The 18,457-nt window shown below is 36.3% G+C and carries 16 protein-coding genes and 1 pseudogene; 5 read left to right on the plus strand and 12 right to left on the minus strand.

Annotated elements, in window-relative coordinates:
* Positions 1 to 347: 347 nt before the first annotated feature.
* The 3 genes from ACNQGX_RS16545 (at position 348) to ACNQGX_RS16555 (ending at position 3,400) form a co-directional block, all read left to right on the plus strand.
* A complete protein-coding gene (locus ACNQGX_RS16545; RefSeq protein WP_417978095.1) occupies positions 348 to 752 on the plus strand; it encodes a hypothetical protein in 405 nt (134 codons plus the stop codon).
* A 44-nt stretch (positions 753 to 796) separates the two neighbouring features.
* Positions 797 to 1,231 carry a hypothetical protein gene (locus ACNQGX_RS16550; protein ID WP_131914468.1) on the plus strand — a complete coding sequence of 145 codons (435 nt, stop codon included), beginning with the start codon at positions 797 to 799 and terminating at the stop codon, positions 1,229 to 1,231.
* Positions 1,232 to 1,432: 201 nt separating this feature from the next.
* Positions 1,433 to 3,400: a transglycosylase domain-containing protein gene (locus ACNQGX_RS16555; RefSeq protein ID WP_417978096.1), complete on the plus strand. Its 1,968-nt coding sequence runs from the start codon at positions 1,433 to 1,435 to the stop codon at positions 3,398 to 3,400.
* A 51-nt stretch (positions 3,401 to 3,451) separates the two neighbouring features.
* Here ACNQGX_RS16555 and ACNQGX_RS16560 read toward each other — a convergent pair whose 3' ends face one another.
* The 3 genes from ACNQGX_RS16560 to ACNQGX_RS16570 form a co-directional block, all read right to left on the minus strand.
* Positions 3,452 to 4,489, minus strand: a complete 1,038-nt coding sequence (locus tag ACNQGX_RS16560; RefSeq protein WP_417978098.1) for an aldo/keto reductase — start codon at positions 4,487 to 4,489, stop codon at positions 3,452 to 3,454.
* Positions 4,490 to 4,731: 242 nt separating this feature from the next.
* On the minus strand, positions 4,732 to 5,673 hold the full coding sequence (locus ACNQGX_RS16565; protein WP_417978100.1) for an OmpA/MotB family protein: 942 nt from the start codon (positions 5,671 to 5,673) through the stop codon (positions 4,732 to 4,734).
* 197 nt (positions 5,674 to 5,870) lie between these two features.
* The gene (locus ACNQGX_RS16570) at positions 5,871 to 6,632 is read right to left on the minus strand and encodes an exodeoxyribonuclease III (RefSeq protein ID WP_417978102.1); all 762 of its coding nucleotides are present in this window, start codon (positions 6,630 to 6,632) and stop codon (positions 5,871 to 5,873) included.
* A gap of 115 nt (positions 6,633 to 6,747) precedes the next feature.
* Between ACNQGX_RS16570 and ACNQGX_RS16575 the strand changes: the two genes are divergently transcribed.
* Entirely contained in the window at positions 6,748 to 8,550 is a 1,803-nt protein-coding gene (locus ACNQGX_RS16575) for a GNAT family N-acyltransferase (RefSeq protein WP_131914473.1), read from the plus strand.
* Between the two features lie 56 nt (positions 8,551 to 8,606).
* On the opposite strand, the gene ACNQGX_RS16580 is transcribed toward ACNQGX_RS16575, so the two are convergent.
* The 3 genes and pseudogenes from ACNQGX_RS16580 to ACNQGX_RS16590 all read right to left on the minus strand — a co-directional run.
* Positions 8,607 to 8,888: a TM2 domain-containing protein gene (locus tag ACNQGX_RS16580; protein ID WP_131914474.1), complete on the minus strand. Its 282-nt coding sequence runs from the start codon at positions 8,886 to 8,888 to the stop codon at positions 8,607 to 8,609.
* A 52-nt stretch (positions 8,889 to 8,940) separates the two neighbouring features.
* Positions 8,941 to 9,378 carry a VOC family protein gene (locus ACNQGX_RS16585; protein WP_417978147.1) on the minus strand — a complete coding sequence of 146 codons (438 nt, stop codon included), beginning with the start codon at positions 9,376 to 9,378 and terminating at the stop codon, positions 8,941 to 8,943.
* Positions 9,352 to 10,290 (minus strand): annotated as a pseudogene (locus ACNQGX_RS16590) (2-hydroxyacid dehydrogenase); the annotation flags it as partial. The pseudogene ACNQGX_RS16590 and the gene ACNQGX_RS16585, both read right to left, overlap by 27 nt.
* 143 nt (positions 10,291 to 10,433) lie before the next feature.
* Here ACNQGX_RS16590 and nhaA point away from each other — a divergent pair.
* Positions 10,434 to 11,579: a Na+/H+ antiporter NhaA gene (gene nhaA / locus ACNQGX_RS16595; protein WP_417978104.1), complete on the plus strand. Its 1,146-nt coding sequence runs from the start codon at positions 10,434 to 10,436 to the stop codon at positions 11,577 to 11,579.
* Between the two features lie 89 nt (positions 11,580 to 11,668).
* Here the strand turns inward: nhaA and ACNQGX_RS16600 are convergent, their stop codons facing one another.
* The 6 genes from ACNQGX_RS16600 to ACNQGX_RS16625 all read right to left on the minus strand — a co-directional run bounded on the left by ACNQGX_RS16600 (position 11,669) and on the right by ACNQGX_RS16625 (position 18,361).
* The gene (locus tag ACNQGX_RS16600) at positions 11,669 to 12,526 is read right to left on the minus strand and encodes an amidohydrolase family protein (RefSeq protein WP_417978106.1); all 858 of its coding nucleotides are present in this window, start codon (positions 12,524 to 12,526) and stop codon (positions 11,669 to 11,671) included.
* 342 nt (positions 12,527 to 12,868) lie between these two features.
* Positions 12,869 to 13,645, minus strand: coding sequence for a pyrroline-5-carboxylate reductase (proC, locus tag ACNQGX_RS16605; RefSeq protein ID WP_131914478.1), 777 nt, complete (start codon positions 13,643 to 13,645; stop codon positions 12,869 to 12,871).
* 156 nt (positions 13,646 to 13,801) lie between these two features.
* Entirely contained in the window at positions 13,802 to 15,154 is a 1,353-nt protein-coding gene (mgtE, locus tag ACNQGX_RS16610) for a magnesium transporter (RefSeq protein WP_417978108.1), read from the minus strand.
* A complete protein-coding gene (rsmA, locus tag ACNQGX_RS16615; RefSeq protein WP_417978110.1) occupies positions 15,144 to 15,923 on the minus strand; it encodes a 16S rRNA (adenine(1518)-N(6)/adenine(1519)-N(6))-dimethyltransferase RsmA in 780 nt (259 codons plus the stop codon). The genes mgtE and rsmA overlap by 11 nt, the downstream gene beginning before the upstream one ends.
* Positions 15,924 to 16,150: 227 nt before the next feature.
* Entirely contained in the window at positions 16,151 to 16,462 is a 312-nt protein-coding gene (locus ACNQGX_RS16620) for a DUF4286 family protein (protein WP_417978112.1), read from the minus strand.
* A 123-nt stretch (positions 16,463 to 16,585) separates the two neighbouring features.
* Entirely contained in the window at positions 16,586 to 18,361 is a 1,776-nt protein-coding gene (locus ACNQGX_RS16625; RefSeq protein ID WP_417978114.1) for a tetratricopeptide repeat protein, read from the minus strand.
* Between the last annotated feature and the right edge of the window lie 96 nt (positions 18,362 to 18,457).

An 18,457-nucleotide genomic window follows, 5' to 3' on the forward strand; every position in this document is an offset into this window, starting at 1 on the left:
ACGCTATAGAGTCTAGTTCTATGACTGACTTAAAAACAAAAGTATAAAAAAAATATAGATTTATTTGGAAATCAACACAGAATCTATGTGGTTCAATTTTTAATACGTTTGACCTGGTTACTTGTACCAAGCTACATCTTATGAATAACATTTAGCTGCTTTGTCATTTCTGTAAAGGAGGAATCACAAAATTAAATATTGGTATTAGTAACGGACTTTCATATAATACTTTTCTGTTTCCTCGATTTACCTTAAATATTTCTTATTTTAAATAAAAACAACAAATCAGGAAAGAGATTCATTATTTTTCGTAAATTTATGTTTAGCAATACTTTACGAAAATAGAAATGAAACCATCACACCAAACCATGACTCATTTATACGAACATTTAGGCAAAGTGTTCTATTCTATCGCGGCCACAGACAAAACCATTCGTGAAGAAGAAATCGAAAAACTCAAACAAATCATAAAAACGGAATGGCTTCCGCTGGAAAATAGTTTCAATGAATTTGGTGATGACACCGCTTATGAAATCGAAATTGTTTTTGACTGGCTTGTTGCCAATGAATGGGAATTTGAACAAGTGATGCCAGACTTTAAAATTTTCAGAGAAGAGCATCAACACTTGTTCGCTTCTGAGATTAATGCCTTAATTCTAAAAACTGCCAACGCTATAGCTTCTTCATTTTCAAGAAAAAATAAATCAGAACACGTTCTAATAAGTCAACTGAGTGCGATTCTGTTGCAATAAAAATGGAATACAAACAATCTACTTTAATTTAAAATAGCAAAGACATGAAAAGACAAACTGGCATTTGGATAGACTCCTCAAAAGCAATAATTGTTGCTCTTGATGGTGATACAGAAAAAATTACCGAAATAGATTCTGATGTCGAAAACAGTGTACATCATAATGACGAAGGTAATAAAGGAACTTTCTCAGGAGTTCATCATGGCAATAGTGACAAAAAATTTGATGATCGAAAAAAACAAGAACTAGATTATTTTATAAAATCAGTACTCTCCTATGTGAAAAAATCGGATGAACTTATTGTTTTTGGTCCAGCACAAACCAAAACTAAACTGGAACAAAAATTAATGACGGATCATTTAATTGAACCCGGAAAACTAAAAGCAGTGGAAACAGCAGACAAAATGACTTTAAACCAGATTGTGGAAAAAGTAAGACGCTTTTATAACCCGTTTGAGTATAAAGAACCAAAGCCATAAAACTAATTTAGCTGCTATACCATAATTTAGAAACTACAACGCTTTACAGGTTGTAGTTTTTTTATTTAAAAAAATCATTTCCCACAATCAAAATACTAAAGAAAACCATAAAAATCTTTCCTTTAGTATTATTTTCCTTTTCTTTATGGCCGAGATTCCAAGCGTATTGTATTTTAGATTGTATTACTTATTAAACTGTTTATGAAAACCGGAAAACAAAAACTAATTCTAGCGGCAAAAATACTTTTTGTATTATTTGTCACTATAATTATTGCTTTTTATATATTTCGAGATGCCGTTTTACAACAAACAATAGCAAAAGTTTCCCATGAAATGGAAGTGGATTACAACAGTTCTTTCACGATAAAAAAAGCTTCTTTTGACGGCTTGTCCGGACTGAATCTTACCGAAATAATACTGGTTCCAAAAAATGCAGACACTCTTTTTAAAATACAAAAATTAAAAACCAGTGTCAATTTATGGCATCTCATAACGGGCGATGTTCAGCTTGGAACTTTAGAAGTCCAGAACGGTTTTGTCCAGTTAGTAAAAAAAGGAAAAGTGAGAAATTTTGATGCTTTTCTAAAAAAAGACAATCAAACAGAAATTCGCGACGAGAAAAAAGATTACGCCCAGTTTGCCTATAGAATCATCTCAAAAGCACTGAATTTAGTCCCGACGGATATGATTCTGGACAATCTGTCTTTTCGACTCAATGATAACGGGAAAAAAGCAACCATCAATTTCCAAAAACTGCGATTGGTCAACAAACAACTCGAAACCTCTATTCAAGTTCAAACCAATACGATTTCACAACGATGGAAAATCAAAGGATTTGCCGATCCAAGAAATAAAAAAGCCGATATTCGTTTCGTAAATATTGATACGGGCGCAATCCAAATGCCGTATTTAGACGAGCGTTTCAACCTGAAATCGAGTTTTGACTCTATCCGATTAAATATTCAAAACATAGATAGAGACGGCGACGAATTGCATATTGATGGGTTTATGGCTATTGCCAATTTAAAAATCAACCACCCAAAAATTGCCAGTAAAGATGTTATCCTTAAGAATGCCAAATTTGATTACCGATTTTTATTGGGCTCTGATTTTATTTCTATTGACAGCAGCTCAACGGTTCAGTTGAATAAAATAAAATTTCATCCCTACGTGGCTTACGAAACGGAAAAAGACACGATTTACAAACTCAAAGTATCCATTCCAAAAATGAAAGCGCAGGACTTTATCACTTCGCTTCCTGACGGTTTATTTACCCACTTTCAGGGAATGGAAGCGAATGGTACTTTTGATTACAAATTGGATTTTGCATTCAACCAAAACAAACCCAATCAGCTGGTTTTTGACAGTAAATTGAAGAAAGAAAATCTAAAAATAACAAAATACGGCAAAGCCAATCTCAACAAACTCAATGGCGAATTTGTGTATCGGGCACTTATAAAAAATGTGTTGCAACGCCCGGTTTTAGTTGGCGCAGCCAATCCAAATTATACGCCGCTATACCAAATTTCACCGTATTTAAGAAAGTCGGTTTTGACAACTGAAGATCCTTCTTTCTTTTCGCATCGTGGTTTCATCAGCGAAGCATTCAAACAATCCATAGTCAAAAACATAAGAACCAAAAAATTCTCCCGTGGCGCCAGTACCATCAGCATGCAATTAGTAAAAAATGCTTTTCTGAGTCGGGAGAAAACAGTATCCCGCAAACTGGAGGAAATTTTACTGGTTTACATTCTGGAAAACAACAGGATTGTGAGTAAGGAACGCATGCTCGAAGTGTATTTTAATATTATCGAATGGGGTCCAAATGTATATGGAATTGGCGAAGCAAGTCAGTTTTACTTCCAAAAAACACCTTCGGAATTATCGCTGAACGAATGCTTGTATCTCGCCCGAATTATTCCAAGTCCTAAAAAATTCATGTATCAGTTCAACGATCAAGGGATGTTGAAAGATTTTGCGATAAAACAAGAGTCGTTCTTAACGAATATTATGTTCCGAAGAGGGCTTTTGACTCCTGAAGACACTATTTACAAGTCCTTACCCATACTGATTTCAGGACCTGCAAAATCTTTTATCAAATTCAAAGTACAAGATTCAACGCAAATAAAAGTGGATTCCTTAGCCGTTGATGATGAATTTGATCTTTAATTCTTAAAAATAACCCTGTCAGAGTTTAGAACTCTGACAGGGTTTCTTAATTTATGGTGCCGGATCAGGAATCACAGCTTGTACTTCATCAATAGCTTTTAAAATTTCATCCGAAAGTGATACTTGAATCGTATCCATGTTTTCTTTTAATTGTTCCAATGTTGTCGCGCCAATAATCGTGCTGGTTACAAACGGCTGTTGGGCTATGAATGCCAAAGACAATTCTGTTAAAGTCAGTCCGTTTCTATTAGCAATTTCCTGATACAATCGAGTAGCTTCGGTACTTTGTGCGCTGTTGTATCTGGAATACTGCGGAAACAACTTGATTCTGGCATTTGGATGCTCTTCTCCAGTAAGGAATTTACCAGACAAAACACCAAAAGCCATCGGTGAATACGCCAATAAACCAACATTTTCTCTCAGGCAAATTTCAGCGGAACCGTTTTCAAAAAGACGATTCAATAACGAATATGGATTTTGTATCGTTTTTACTCTTGGCAGATTGTTGTATTTACTTTCCTCCAGAAAACGCATAATTCCCCAAGGATTTTCATTAGAAAGTCCGATGTGGTTTATTTTTCCTTCTTTGACAAAACCATCTAATGTTTCGAGAACATTGTGAATGTTATCTTCCCATGCATCATCCTGCACTTTGAAACCGCGTTGTCCAAAATAATTGGTTTTGCGTTCCGGCCAATGCAATTGGTACACATCAATATAATCCGTTTGCAGGCGTTGTAAACTTTGATCCAATGCAAACTTGATACTGGCTGGTGAGAAATCTAATTTTTCTCTCATGTAACCAAAATTTGGATTGGGTCCGGCAATTTTGGATCCCAAAACTATTTCTTCTCTTTTGCCTGTTTTTTTAAACCAGGTTCCAATGATTTTCTCTGTACTTCCATAAGTTTCCTCGCGTGATGGAATCGAATACATCTCGGCAGTATCAAAGAAATTGACTCCGTTTTCTAAAGCATAATCCATTTGGGCATGACCATCAGCTTCAGTGTTTTGTTGCCCAAAAGTCATGGTTCCAAGGCAAATTTTGCTGACTTTCACATCAGTATTGGGTAAAGTAGTATATTTCATTTTTAAGGAAATTGTATTTTATTTTTCGAAAACAAAGATAAAATTAGTTTGTTGTTTAGATTTACAGTTAACAGAAAATTGAGAAACGTTTATTTAAGATTAAATCAGATATTTAAAAAAATAAAACCGCGAATTCGCCAATTAAAAACCTTCAATCAGCAGATGAAATTTGCGAATTTGCGGTAAAAGAAAAAGGTCCAAAGCATACACTCTGAACCTTTATTTCTTTGAAACTTTGAAACTTAATTTATCTCATTCAACATTTCGGCAATTTCATCTAATCTAGGCGTTAGAATTATTTCGATTCTACGGTTTTTCGCTTTCCCGTCTACGGTTGCATTGCTCGCCAATGGTGAAAATTCTCCTCTTCCGGCAGCCGTTAGATTTTGTTTGTTAATTTTTTTGTTCTCGCTCAAAATAGCAACTATTGCTGTCGCTCTTTTAGTTGATAAATCCCAGTTATCCGCAATTGGACCTGAAGCTGTGAAAGCATCATCATCCGTATGGCCTTCAATAAGAACTGATATATCCGGGTTGTCACCCAAAACTTTCCCTACTTCGATTACTGCTTTTTTCCCCTCGGAACCTACAGCCCAACTTCCGGAATTGAAAAGTAGTTTGTTCTCCATAGAAACATATACTTTCCCGTTTTTTTGTTCTACTGTCAAGCCCTTTCCTTCAAAACTGTTCAAGGCTTTAGACAAGGTTTCTTTTAGTTTTTTCATGCTGGCTTCTTTGGCAGCAATCAAATCTTCCAATTCTTGCAAACGTTGCCCGCTTTTGTTCAAACGCTCTTGTTCTAATGCCAATGCTTTTCCTTTCTCGTCCAATTGATCCAGCAAATCACGGTTTTTCTTCATGTTACTTTGCAAAGCGTCGCTGCTATTTTTTTCTAAAGCGGCGTAAGAATCCTGCAAAACTTTGAATTTATTTTGAGCCGCGGCGTAATCTGCTTTCAATTTATCCAGCTCTGCTTTGGATTTGCTCAAATCAGTTTTTAAACCGTCGCGGTCTAATTCTAATTGATTTTTAGTTTTTAGCAAATCGGCATTTTCATCTGCTAAGCTTCTGTTTTCTTTTTTTAAATCGGTGAATTTACTTTCTAAGTCGTTGTATATTTTCTTGGATACACAGGAGGTTGAAAGCGCCAATACTAATAATCCGATGGAAACTCTTTTAATCATTTTTGTTTGTATTTATGTTGTTTCTATAGTTGTTTTGAAAGCAAAAATTCAAATTGTATTCGAATGCCCTAGCCCCAATAAAAGTGAAAATCCTTTCTAGTCCTGAACTTGTTTCAGGATCCTGAAACAAGTTCAGGACTAGAAAGATTGCAACGGATAGCGGGTCCCGATAGCTATCGGGATAGCTCCAGAAAACGTTATTCGATTTCTACCAAAATTGGGCAATGATCCGAATGCACCGCATCTGATAAAATAACGGCTCTTTTGAGTTTATGTTTTAAAGAATCGCTGACTAAATTGTAATCGATGCGCCAACCCTTGTTGTTTCCTCTGGCTCCGGCGCGGTAACTCCACCACGAATATTGGTGCGGCTCACTGTTGAAATGGCGAAAACTATCGACAAATCCGGACTTCATGAATCCATCGAGCCAAGTTCTTTCTTGCGGTAAAAACCCGGATACATTTTTGTTTCTGACAGGATCATGAATGTCGATTGCCTCGTGGCAAATGTTGTAATCGCCACAGATAATTAGGTTTGGCGTTTCTTTTTTGAGTTCGTTGATGTAGTTTTGAAAATCATCCATAAACGTGAATTTATGGCCCAATCGATCGATATTTGTCCCCGAAGGCAGGTACAAACTCATCACTGAAAATCCATCAAAATCAGCACGAAGGTTTCTTCCTTCGAAATCCATGTGATGAATTCCGGTTCCATGAACGACAGTATTGGGTTTGATTTTTGAAAGTATAGCCACGCCGCTATAGCCTTTTTTGGTTGCTGAATAATAATATTGGTATGGATAGCCCGCTTTTGCGATATCTTCTACCGGGATTTGGTCTTCGGTTGCCTTAATTTCCTGAAGACAAATAATATCCGGATTTGCTTGTTGTAACCACTCAATAAATCCTTTTGAAATGGCGGCTCTGATTCCGTTTACGTTGTATGAAATAATTCTCATTAAATTTTTTTTTGATTTTCAAATGTAACAAAAAAGTAGAAGTTTGATTCAGAAAAATAGAGAAAATGGAGTTTTTTGCTATCTTTGTTTCTTGCTCTAAAAAAACAAAAAATACATGGGTTTAGTAACCGCGAAAGAAGTTGCAAAAGCAATAAATGCAGACAAGTACGGAGTTCTGGGGACTTTTTCTGGCTGGATGTTAATGAAGGTGCTAAAAATTTCTACCTTAAACAAAGTATACGACAGAAATAAACATTTAAAAGACCTTGCGTTTTTAAATGGCGTATTAGATGATTTACAAATAAAATTCGAAATTCCGGAAGAGGATTTAAAACGTTTACCAAAAGAGGGTGCTTATATCACCATTTCAAATCATCCGTTGGGAGGAATTGACGGTGTGCTATTATTGAAATTAATGCTCGAAAGAGAACCTAATTTCAAAATTATCGCTAATTTTCTTTTGCATCGAATTGAGCCTCTCAAGAAATACATCATGCCTGTGAATCCTTTTGAAAATCACAGGGATGCTAAGTCAAGCGTAGTGGGAATTAAAGAAACGCTGCGTCATTTAAGTGACGGAAAACCGTTAGGGATGTTTCCTGCAGGAGAAGTTTCTACGTATAAAGACGGGAAATTAATGGTGGATAAACCTTGGGAAGAAGGTGCTATTAAAGTAATCAGAAAAGCCCAAGTTCCTGTTGTTCCTATTTATTTCCATGCCAAAAACAGTCGATTATTTTATTTACTTTCGAAAATAAGCGGCACTTTTAGAACGGCAAAACTGCCTTCGGAAGTGTTCAGCCAGAAACATCGTGTGATAAAAGTACGTATTGGTAAAGCTATTTCCGTAAATGAACAAAATGAACACGCAACGATAGAGGAATATTCGGAGTTTTTGAGAAAGAAAACATACATGCTGGCCAATCCTTTCGAAAAAGAAAGCAAATTACTGACGACCCCGAATTTAAAACTTCCTAAAAGTCCGAAGAAAATCGTTACTCCTGCCAATAGCGAGAAAATGATTGCCGAAGTGGACGCTTTAAGAAGCACGGATTGTCGTCTTTTACAAAGCAAAAATTACGAAGTTTTCTTTACTGAAGCTGCTAAAATTCCAAATATCCTGCACGAAATAGGCAGACTTCGAGAAATTACTTTCCGCGAAGTTGGAGAAGGAACCAATGAATCTATCGATTTAGATAAATTTGACCAGTATTACAGTCATATGTTTTTATGGGATGACGAAGCAAAGAAAATTGCCGGCGCATACCGAATGGGATTAGGCTCTCAAATTTATCCAAAATACGGAATGGACGGTTTTTACCTCAATGATTTGTTCCGATTTGAACCAGAATTACATGATATGATGCACAAATCCATAGAAATGGGTCGCGCTTTTATCATCAAAGAATACCAACAAAAACCAATGCCGCTTTTCTTGCTTTGGAAAGGAATTATCCACACGACGTTACGTTACCCGGAACATAAATTTTTATTGGGCGGCGTGAGTATCAGCAATCAATTTTCGGATTTTTCAAAATCACTGATGATTGAATTCATGAAGTCAAATTATTACGATCCGTACATTGCACAATACGTGCACCCAAAGAAAGCGTATAAAGTAAAACTGAAAGATGCCGACAAAGATTTCATTTTTAATGAAACCGAATCGGATTTGAATAAGTTTGATAAAATTATTGATGAACTGGAGCCAGGAAGTTTGCGTTTACCGGTTTTGATTAAAAAATACATCAAACAAAACGCAAGAGTAGTCGCTTTTAATGTCGATCCGTTGTTTAACAATGCTGTTGATGGATTAATGTACATCCGAATTGCAGATATTCCGGAAAGCACCATGAAGCCCGTAATGGAAGAGTTTCAGGCTGAACTGGAACGAAAATTAAATGATAAAGAAGATTGATACCAAATTGAAATAAAAAAAGAAATCCCGTTCTAAGAACGGGATTTTTTTATGTTTTAAAACCAACCTTTTTTACCAACTTGATAGGTCTGGTAAAACTCTTCATCTGATTTTGTTAAATATATTATACCTTCAATAAGTCCTAGTAAACCGGTTACTGTTCCGCAAGTGCATAAACTAATCACCAACCATATGATACCTTCTGAAGTGTACCCTAAAAGAAATTTGTGAATCGCTAAAGGTCCCAAAAGAATAGCAAGCAACCCTGCTGCAATTTTTTTATTGTCTTGTTGAACTGGTCGTGGATTATTCCATTCTTCATGTTTCGAGTTTTCCATAGATTGGTTGATTGTTGTAAGATTGTTTTTCAGTGATTAAAAATATAAAAATTTATTGAAATGCTGTATCGATTGGTTCCCAAAGTTCTATCTTATTTCCTTCGCTATCAAGAACCCATCCAAATTTTCCATACTCATAAGACTCCATATCACCCACAATTGTTACACCTTCATCCGATAATTTTTGCAATAATTTTTCTAAATCATCCACTCTGAAGTTTTGCATGAACTGTTTCTCGCTTGGCGCAAAATAATTGGTATCATCCGCAAATGGCGACCATTGGGTAGAACAATCATTCCCATCTTTGTCTTTCCACCAAAAAGTAGATCCATATTGATCCGTTTTTAGACCCAAGTGTTTTCCGTACCAAGTTACCAGTTCTTTCGGATTTTTTGATTTAAAAAAGAAACCGCCAATTCCCGTAACCCGTTTCTCCGACTCCGCTTCTTTGGCTTGACCAAAATACTTTGCTTTTATTTTATCAACTATAACTTGCGCCAATCGCTCATGGCTTTCGAATGTCCAGCCGGCAATATGCGGACTCAAAATCACATTCTTAGCTTTCAACAAATATTGAAAAGCCTCCGGTGTGTGTTTATCGTGAAAAAGGGTTTCAAAAGACAATTTCTCATACTCCAAAACATCCAAACCAGCACCGAGAATTTTACCGGATTGCATGGCCGTAACCAAATCAGCAGTGACAATATTCTTGCCGCGAGAGGTATTTATGATCCAAAAGGGGTTGGAAAATCCGTTGATGAAATCACTGTCAACCATTTTATCCGTTTCGGGGGTCCAAGGAATGTGAAGACTTACTACATTCACTTTTTGCTGAAATTCTGCTAATGAAACCTGCTTCGCATTTACATCACCTACATTTTCCTGAATATCATAACAAAGGACTTCCACATCAAAACCACGCAATTTTTTGGCGAATGATTTTCCCATGTTTCCGTAACCAATAATCCCCACTGTTTTTCCGTCAAGTTCATGGCCGCGGTTGCTTTCACGGTTCCAATGCCCTGATCGTATCTCGCTATCCGCTTGGTTCAATTTATTAAAAAGGGATAAAATCATTCCCAATGTATGTTCGGAAACGGCATTTCGGTTTCCTTCCGGAGCAGCGATAAGCGTAATGTTTTTGGATTTTGCATAGTCGCAATCGATACTTTCCAATCCTGCCCCAACGCGTGCAATAAATTCTAAATTAGTGGCTTTGTCTAAGAAAGCCTTGTCAATTTTGAATCGGCTTCGGATAACAATTCCCTGATACTCTTGAATTTTGGCTTCAATTTCCTCTTTTGACGAAGTAAAATCGCTGTGATTTATAAATCCAGAATGCTGCAATTGATCCCAAAGTAAGGAACTATTGCTATCGATATGAAGGATTTTGATATCCATAATTATTATATTTTTGATCCTCCAAATTAACAAAAAAATTACGGTTTATTGTTTTATCAGAGGAAATTAGCTCCTAAAATCGTAAATTAGCATTCTTAATTTTTATTATAAATCGGATGATTATAATAAATGAAAACCAAAAAATGAAATTAACGAAAACCTTCAACGCTTTTTTTGAAAGCGAAAAAGCCGGTGGACTCTTATTACTTTTTGTAACAATACTCTCTCTTTTATTAGCCAATTCACCCATTCAAACCGAATATATTGCCTTCTGGGAAACCAATATTGGCAGCCATTCCATCACGCATTGGATCAATGACGGCCTAATGGCTATTTTCTTCCTTTTAATTGGTTTAGAGTTAGAACGTGAAATGTACCAAGGAGAATTATCCAGTATTAAAAATGCGGCTCTACCTATTTTTGGTGCATTAGGCGGAATGGTTGTTCCTGCCGGAATCTTTTTACTGTTAAATTTTGGAACTATCACACAAAATGGAGCCGGAATTCCTATGGCGACTGATATTGCTTTTGCTATTGGAATCCTATCACTTTTAGGAAATCGCGTACCTACATCGCTCAAAGTATTCTTGACTGCGCTTGCCGTGATCGATGATTTAGGTGCTATTATGGTAATTGCCATATTTTACACGGACACCATTGCTTATGTGAATTTGTTTATTGCTTTTGCCATTATGGGTGGCTTATTTATCCTGAACCGAAGAAAAGTACACAGTCTCTTCCCCTATTTGATTGGTGGTGCTGCGATGTGGTATTTTATGCTAAATTCAGGTGTTCACGCGACGATAACCGGAATATTATTGGCCTTTGTAATTCCGTTTGGAAATGGAGGCAAAAAAACTTCTTCGTATCGATTACAGCATTTTTTACACAAACCGGTAGCATTCTTTATTCTTCCTTTGTTTGCCGTAGCTAATACCTGCATTGCCATAAATTCAGATTGGCATGAGGGATTGAATCACCCCAACACGATTGGAATTATGCTAGGGCTTGTTGTGGGAAAACCATTGGGAATCTGGTTATTTTCACTACTGGCAGTCAGCTTAGGTATTTGCAGCCTACCAAGAGACCTAAAGTGGAGTAGCATTATTGGAGCAGGAATGCTGGGTGGAATAGGGTTCACCATGTCTATTTTCATCACATTGCTTGCGTTTAAAAACGACGGAGAAGAAGTGATTACGTATTCTAAAATTGCGATTTTGATTGCTTCCTTTATTGCGGGAACCATTGGTTTTTTATGGTTGAAATTTAATTTGAAACCCGCTAAATAAAAATAACACCATTGAATAAATATAATTAAAATCAATTTCAAATTAAGCTTAATACCCAAATCTATTCAAACTGTTGGCGCTAATGTTTTCTAATTTTTTTTAGATTTTTCAAAAAATTGTTCAGCATTTTTATAAAATATTTTTTCCTTTTGTTCCGAAGATAAAAAATCAAGTTTATTTACAGACTCTATCACTTGTTTGACATTTCCATTATCGGATCCAAACATCAATCTGTTCTCCAAACCGGCATCTATTAATCTTTTCATTGTGGTGTAAAAATCTTTGTAAGGAATATTGTCAGGATTTGCAATAACAGAAATATCTGTGTATACACTCCAATAAACGCTCATAATAGCAACTGTTTCCTCGATAAAAGGATAACCAGAATGCATAATCCAAATTCTTAATTTCGGAAATTTCAGTATTAAATCTTCCATTAAGATTGGACTGCCTAAACCCACTCGAAAATTTGGGCATCCATGATTTGGACCTGCTAATCCTGTATGAATGCCAACTGGCAGATTGTATTTTTCTGCTAACGCATAATAAGGATATAACAATTTATCCGATGGGGAAATCCCATAATACTGGCTTAATATCTCCCCTATAAAATCAATTTTGCCATCATTAATTTGCTGTTCTACCCATTTAATGTCGGGTAATTCCTTTCCGTTTGAAAAGCAAAGCTGATTACTATATGGTACTTTCCCATTTGGACATGGCAACATTAATCCATGTAATAATTCCATTTTGAATTTATTTCGATACGTATTTTGCAAATCCCATGAAGAACTGATTGCAGCTTTGTAAACACCAGAAGTTTCTAATTGTTGCATTTGAATATCAGGATTTGTCTCTCCATGGATATGCGTGTCAAACACTTTTTGAGAATAACCATTATAGGATACAAAAAGAAATGTGATGAGAATTAGTATTACTTTTTTCATGTGATTTCATTTTACTTTCAATTTCACAATATTGTATTTTGCTTCGTATGTGCATTGCAGACAACTGTAAATATACGCATGTTTTAAAGACACAGCAATACTAAGGTTTTGATTATAAATTACTTAAAAACAAACAGATCTTCTAAAATGATTTTATAAACAAAGCTATGACGAATGATTGCAGATATAGAAAACCGAACACAATACCAATCGCGTTTGCGTGAGGGATAAAAGCAAGCTACCGAAGTAGCGCGGATAGCCAGACCGCATTACAAAAAAGGGTCTTCTCAACGGTTAGCTGAGAAGACCCTTTTTTGTAATGGGGGCACGCCCAAATGAGGCTTATCCCTTGATTTGTTTCAATGACGTTTTGATTCCTCGTATCAAGGACGAACTGAATCCGTGCATTTCCATTTCGTTCAATCCCGCTATGGTACAGCCTTGTGGTGTGGTGACACGGTCAATTAATTGTTCCGGATGTACTTTTTCTTCCAGCAGCATTTCGGCAGCGCCTTTTACGGTTTGTGCAGAGATGGCTAATGCGGTTTGCCAGTCAAATCCTATTTCGATTCCGGCTTGCATTGAAGCCCGAATGTAACGCAACGCAAAAGCGGTTCCGCTGGCCGCAAGAACGGTTGCTGCATCCATCAATTTTTCGTCAATAATAGGAGCAGTTCCCAAACTCTGAAAAAGAGAAACTATGTCTTGTGCCTTCTCTTTGTCTTTTTCGTGAAACGCAATACAGGTGGCTGATGCACCAAACTGTGCCGCAATATTGGGCATGATTCGGATCGCACTATTAGAAGTACCGATTTTGTTTTGTAAATTTTCTATGGACAATCCACTCACTGCCGAAGCGATGATTTTATTGGAAATCACAGGAAGGATTTCGGCTAAAACGGTATCTACTTGGTATGGTTTTATGGTCAAAATAATGACATCGGCTTCCTGAATCTGATGGATGTTATTAGTAGAAACTGTAGCGCCCAATTTTTCAAGATACAGAATGCTGGATGTGTTTCTTCGGGTTATGGTAACCTGGTTTTCTGGTGAAAATTTTGATAGTCCTAATGCGATAGAAACGCCTAAGTTTCCTCCGCCAATGATGTGTACTTTCATGCTGGTTGTGGTTTTCCTCTCCCCGACCCTTACCCTCTCCTCCCGATAGTTATCGGGAGGAGAGGGAGACAATATGGGAAGTGTTAGTTAGTTATTGGCTTGCTGTATGTATAGATTCGTTTTTTATTTTTTTTCACTTCTAAAATTATTTAATTATTAAAATCCTAAAATCATTTTTGCTATCGAAAAATAAATCAGAATTCCACAAATATCATTACTGGTAGTGATAAACGGTCCGGTTGCCAAAGCAGGGTCGATGCCAAATTTATCCAGCAATAACGGAATAAAAGTCCCTATTAACGAGGCAATAATAATTACAGAAACCAATGCTATAGTGACAATAATTCCAATGATGAATTCGACATTCAACAGAAAATGACTTCCTAAAAATAATATCGTAGCCAGAATCACTCCGTTTAATAAACTCAGTGACACTTCTTTTACCAATCTATTAAACAAGGATCCGCTCAACGTATTGTTAGCCAAACCCTGTACTATAATTGCCGATGATTGCACCCCAACATTTCCTGCCATTGCGGCAATAAGTGGCGTGAAAAAGAATAAATTCCCATGTTCGAACATCGCTCCTTCAAACAAACCCAGTACTTTTACGGAGATAAAACCACCTAAAAGAGCCAAAACTAACCAAGGTAGCCGTGCTTTTGTGTGCTCAAATATACTGTCATCTGCTTCAACGTCTTGCGAGATACCTGCTGCCAACTGGTAATCCTCATCGGCTTCATCCTTGATTACATCCACAATGTCATCAATGGTAATTCTTCCTACTAATCGTCCCATTTCATCCACGACAGGAATGGCTTCTAAATCGTATTTTTGCATGATTCGGGCCACCTCAACATCTTCGGTATCTACTTTTACGGAGTTTAATTTTCGGATATAAACATCACTTACCGGTGTTCTGGAAGAAGTGGTCAACAAATCTTTAAGGGACAAACGCCCTTTCAATCGGTCTTCATCATCCACCACATAAATAGAATGGACTCTGGAGATATTTTCGGCCTGAATACGCATTTCTTTTACACACGTTAGCACATTCCAATTTTCATTGACTTTAACCAATTCCTTATGCATGATTCCACCTGCGGTATCTTCGTCATAACGCAATAAGTCAACAATATCTTTGGCGTGCTCAACATCCTGAAGTTCTGATATTACTTCGGCTTTCAAATCTTTGGAAAGCTCCGCAATAATATCAGCTGCATCATTCGTCTCCAGCTCATCTAATTCTTCCGCAATCTCTTTTGCCGAAAGCCTGCTTAATATATTTTCCCGCAAATCATCTTCCAATTCCAGAAGAATTTCGGCGGTTTTTTCACTGTCTAATACTTTAAAAATATAGGTCGCTTCATTAAAATCAAGCTCATCCAGAATTTCAGCAATATCAGCATGGTGCATATCATTCAATAACACTTCCAGTTGCTGGTCGTTTTTATTTTGAATGAGTTGCTCTAATTCCTGAATTAATTCTTTGCTGATTTTAAACTCCATCGGCTTCTATTTTTTGGGTGAGTTCTATGAACTGTTCTACATTTAATTGTTCTGGTCGAAGGTTGAAAATTTCATCTTCTCTCAAACTATCCGACAAATTTAAGGTTTTTAAACTGTTTCGTAACGTTTTACGTCGTTGTTGAAAAGCTGTTTTCACTACGGTAAAAAACAATTTTTCGCCGCAAGGCAAACTGTAATCTTTCTTCCTGCGCAAACGTAAAACTCCCGATTTTACCTTTGGTGGCGGAATAAATACATTCTCATCTACCGTAAATAAATATTCCGCATCATAAAAAGCCTGAACTAAAACCGACAGAATTCCATAGGCTTTTGTTCCCTTTTTTTCGCAAATACGTTGTGCCACTTCTTTCTGGAACATGCCTGCAAATTCCGGAATCTGATCGCGATATTCCAAAGCTCGAAAAACAATTTGTGTCGAAATATTATACGGGAAATTCCCAATTATAGCGAATTGCTTCCCTTCGAAAATTTCGTTGATATTGTATTTCAAGAAATCTTTAGAAATGATTCTATCTTTTAATTTTGGATAATTTTGGTCCAAATACGTCACTGATTCCGTATCGATTTCAATAACGTACGTGTTCACCGGTTTATCCAACAAATATTTTGTCAAAACGCCCATTCCCGGACCTATCTCCAGTACATCATCATATCCTTCTAAGTTCAACGTGTCGGCAATGTCTTTTGCGATGCTTTCATCTTTCAAAAAATGCTGTCCGAGGTGTTTTTTGGCTGTTACTTTTTCCATGTTTTTTGTTTTGCCACGAAGGCACTAAGGCACAAAGTGTTTTTATATTTTTGTTTTGCCACTAAGGTGCAAAGACACAAAGCGTATTTATATTTTTTTTAAATCGGAGGTCGCAAATTGTGACCTCCAATTATATTATTTTCAATCCAACTTGAAGTCGCAAACTACAACTTCAAGATTCGCAGATTTCTAACTGATCACTAAAAAACTGAACACTGAACACTTTTTTAATAATCTGCAATCAATTCTAATTCTGTTCTAAAAGCGAGCATTTTGTCTCCAAATAATTTCGCTCCTTCTTCGCGAAAAGCCGGTGCATCTTCCTGATAATATTTCTCCAAAGTTTCTTTGCTGTCCGTTGCGTATTGAACCGAATACGTTACTCCGCCCATTTCTTCTTCAATTAAAACCCGTACCATTCTTGCCGAAGAGAATTTCCCTGTAGCCAGAATTTCGGGAATATGCTTGTGTTGCATCCAAATCATCCATTGATCGTGAACGCTTTCATGTATGTTTGTGGTAACGTTGTATAATATCATTATTTAAAAGTATTAAGATTAGAGAATTAAGTATTAAGACTTTAAAGAAACTATCTGTTCTATTCTCCAGATTCTATTTGTAATCGTGTTTTGCATTTTGATATTGACATTGATATTGCCATTTTATAAATTAGTATCGCCTCGCAATTGCCTGAATTTCTTCCTTGCTTCCACAAAATAAATACTGTCCTGATGATTGAACAACACCTTTTCATATAATGGTTTTGCTTTTTCAGGTAACGATTGCTTGTTATAAATTTCTGCCGAAAAATACAACGCTTCGTCGATGTAAATTCCGTCACTATGCTGATCCATAATCGTTTGGTATTGGCTTAAAGCCAAAGCAAAATCACCTTTCTTTTCGTATATTTTCCCTAATCGCAACAAGGTCTCGGCCTCTATTTCCTGTCCTTTATAGTTTTTCAAAATCGATTGAAACTGGGCTACCGCTTCCTGATTCCTGTTTTGATACAACAGATAATCTCCTTTTGCAAATTGCTTCAAAGCCGTTTGTGTCGAATCGGCTACGGTATTGTCGTTGATTAACAGAAAATATTCCAAAGCATCATTCGCAATCAGCTGCGTATTGGCTGATTTCAATTCCTTGAATTGTTTCAAAGCCCACGCAAAATCAGTTTTGAAATAACTTGTTTTTGCGGCTTTCAAACTGGCTTCATGCGCCATTACATCATTCTTCAAATCCAATTCAATCTGTGAATAATAGATTAAAGCCTGGTTGAATTTTTCTTCATACAGCAAAATATCTGCCAGTTCCATTTTGGCATTAGCCACTTCATAATCATTCAATTGCAATTCCAGCGCTCTCTTGACTATTGCCTTTCCTTCCTCCGGTTTTTTTAAATTAAAAGCCGTAAAATGTGCCTGAATCAGCTGCAAAGATAAGGTAAAAGGACTTATTTCAAATTGTTTCAACAAACCGTCTAATTCCGTGCTGATGGTTGCAAAGTCATTTTCGGACGCTTTTTCAATTTTCATGGTTACCAAATAAGAATTCGCTTGGATAAGCAATTCTAAATCTTGTGTGTTTTCCAATACAAAGCCCAAAATTTCTTTAGCCGCTTCCTGATTCTCTTCTTCAATGGCAAGTTGTCCTAAATTTACAATATTGGCAAGCGATTCCGGATTGCGTTTGTAAATGGCTTTTTCCTGAATAAAAGCTTTTTCGAACTCTTTTTGCTGTACATAAAACCAACTCAAATAATGATTCCAAAAGAGATCTTGATTTTTCTGGGTTCTTAAAATCAATGCTTTTCGTAATATTTCATTGAAGTTTGCGTCACCTTCGTCTACCATAAAACGAACCAGTTGATTTTGGATTCTAATAGAATTCTGAGGATTCGCAAATGCTTCATCCAGAAAAGTGGAAATCATCATTTCCATATTAGACAATTGACCGTAAAGCAATCCTATTTGATAATTGAAATTAAAATTCGGTTCCAATTCTGTAGCGGTTTGGTAGGATTTTAGCGCGTATTCGAGCAGCACTTTTCTCTCAAAAGCGTTTGAAATTCCGTAGACTTCATTTGGATTTTTTCTGATTCGATCTAATGCTTGCTCGTAGTAAATTTTGGCTTTGGCATCATTTTTTTGCAACTGAAAATTATACCCTAATTCCACCAGAAGATTACTTTGATTGTATTTTTCAAGTCGTTCTTGAATGGCTTTTTCGGCACTATCAAATTGTTGCAATTGCTGAGAACAATCTATTATTCTTAAAAAATACTGTGAATTTAACGGAATATCTTGCAGTAACTCTTCATAGCTGATTTTCGCTTTTTCAAAATCACCTTTGTCATAATAATACTGCGCTAATTGTTCGTTTTGCGAAAAACAAACCAATGAAAAAAACAGGGTAATATGTAGAAAGAGTTTTTTCATTGTTTTAATTGCAATTTGTTTCGTCAAACATCTATTTTTTAAACATATAAGTCATATAAGACTTGCATCATCTTCATTTTAGAATTTTGCAAAAAA

The organism is Flavobacterium glycogeni, from assembly GCF_048286775.1.
Lineage (GTDB): Bacteria > Bacteroidota > Bacteroidia > Flavobacteriales > Flavobacteriaceae > Flavobacterium.

What these genes read in the sequence shown, in the direction of transcription:
- ACNQGX_RS16545 (WP_417978095.1), top strand. Translation starts at nt 348, where the DNA reads ATGAAACCATCACACCAAACCATGACTCATTTATACGAACATTTAGGC.
- ACNQGX_RS16550 (WP_131914468.1), top strand. Translation starts at nt 797, where the DNA reads ATGAAAAGACAAACTGGCATTTGGATAGACTCCTCAAAAGCAATAATT.
- ACNQGX_RS16555 (WP_417978096.1), top strand. Translation starts at nt 1,433, where the DNA reads ATGAAAACCGGAAAACAAAAACTAATTCTAGCGGCAAAAATACTTTTT.
- ACNQGX_RS16560 (WP_417978098.1), bottom strand. Translation starts at nt 4,489, where the DNA reads ATGAAATATACTACTTTACCCAATACTGATGTGAAAGTCAGCAAAATT.
- ACNQGX_RS16565 (WP_417978100.1), bottom strand. Translation starts at nt 5,673, where the DNA reads ATGATTAAAAGAGTTTCCATCGGATTATTAGTATTGGCGCTTTCAACC.
- ACNQGX_RS16570 (WP_417978102.1), bottom strand. Translation starts at nt 6,632, where the DNA reads ATGAGAATTATTTCATACAACGTAAACGGAATCAGAGCCGCCATTTCA.
- ACNQGX_RS16575 (WP_131914473.1), top strand. Translation starts at nt 6,748, where the DNA reads ATGGGTTTAGTAACCGCGAAAGAAGTTGCAAAAGCAATAAATGCAGAC.
- ACNQGX_RS16580 (WP_131914474.1), bottom strand. Translation starts at nt 8,888, where the DNA reads ATGGAAAACTCGAAACATGAAGAATGGAATAATCCACGACCAGTTCAA.
- nhaA (WP_417978104.1), top strand. Translation starts at nt 10,434, where the DNA reads ATGAAATTAACGAAAACCTTCAACGCTTTTTTTGAAAGCGAAAAAGCC.
- ACNQGX_RS16600 (WP_417978106.1), bottom strand. Translation starts at nt 12,526, where the DNA reads ATGAAAAAAGTAATACTAATTCTCATCACATTTCTTTTTGTATCCTAT.
- proC (WP_131914478.1), bottom strand. Translation starts at nt 13,645, where the DNA reads ATGAAAGTACACATCATTGGCGGAGGAAACTTAGGCGTTTCTATCGCA.
- mgtE (WP_417978108.1), bottom strand. Translation starts at nt 15,154, where the DNA reads ATGGAGTTTAAAATCAGCAAAGAATTAATTCAGGAATTAGAGCAACTC.
- rsmA (WP_417978110.1), bottom strand. Translation starts at nt 15,923, where the DNA reads ATGGAAAAAGTAACAGCCAAAAAACACCTCGGACAGCATTTTTTGAAA.
- ACNQGX_RS16620 (WP_417978112.1), bottom strand. Translation starts at nt 16,462, where the DNA reads ATGATATTATACAACGTTACCACAAACATACATGAAAGCGTTCACGAT.
- ACNQGX_RS16625 (WP_417978114.1), bottom strand. Translation starts at nt 18,361, where the DNA reads ATGAAAAAACTCTTTCTACATATTACCCTGTTTTTTTCATTGGTTTGT.